Genomic DNA, 847 nt, shown 5'->3' on the forward strand with positions numbered 1-847 from the left:
TCTTATTGATTCCCACTCTTCATCGGGGTGTGTGAACATTCCAGGGACATGACTTAATAACATACGGTAAACCTCTATTGATCATTATTGTTTTTTAGGAGTTACTGCGCTGTCTATTTCTTAGACAGTTTTATTATAGGCCAGTCAGGGTTCAGAAGCTTAGATCTCTTTGCACTTAAAAAACGACGTGTACTTCCCCTTTGTTCTTATGAACTCCGCTTTTGAGTGAGCGTAGGAAGGCTTACACTTTGCGAAACAGATAATCATCCATATAACTTTCACCTCGTTGAATGGAGGCGAAATGCTCGAGTTCCAGGTGCTCGTTTATATTTCTGAGTTCACCTGGCTCTAGGCAGAAGCGACGGGAAAAGCCGTTTTTCTCATGATGGGTGAGGTTAAAGGTGCTCAAAAGTAACTTTCCACCGGGGCGTAACAGTGCGATGAACAGGGGCCAATAATGAGGCGCTGGTTTAAAGTGCGTCATCACGATGTTATCAAACGTCTCTAGCTCGTTTAGTTGTTCTGGGTGATCGAGGTCTAAGGTATAAGTGCTTACTTCTAGGTTTTTCTCTTGTGCGAAGGTGTTCAGTCGATCCAGGGCGACTTCTGATATGTCGGCAGCCGATACAGTAAAGCCTTTCGCGGCTAGGAATAAGGCTGCTGCACCGTCGCCACTGGCAATATCAAGCACACTGCCGGGTAGGAGCTGGTCTAAAGCCTCCTCGATAAAAGCGGGTGCTTTCGCTTGAACCATCGGGCGCTCGCTAAAGCGCTTATTCCAGCGAGCTTGGTCTTCTTTCATGGTCTTCTCTTTCTAGTGAGTAGGCTTGCTAACAAGAATAAAAGG

General features: G+C 45.9%; 1 protein-coding gene. It reads right to left on the bottom strand.

Annotated features, from left to right (window positions below; genetic code table 11):
* Positions 1-241 precede the first annotated feature (241 nt).
* On the bottom strand, positions 242-802 hold the full coding sequence (locus A3729_RS03680) for a bifunctional 2-polyprenyl-6-hydroxyphenol methylase/3-demethylubiquinol 3-O-methyltransferase UbiG (protein ID WP_068506961.1): 561 nt from the start codon (positions 800-802) through the stop codon (positions 242-244).
* Positions 803-847: the final 45 nt, after the last annotated feature.

Source organism: Oleiphilus sp. HI0043 (assembly GCF_001634935.1).

Bases quoted from the DNA above. Each gene is read 5' to 3' on its own strand.
- A3729_RS03680 (WP_068506961.1), bottom strand. From the start codon at position 802: ATGAAAGAAGACCAAGCTCGCTGGAATAAGCGCTTTAGCGAGCGCCCG.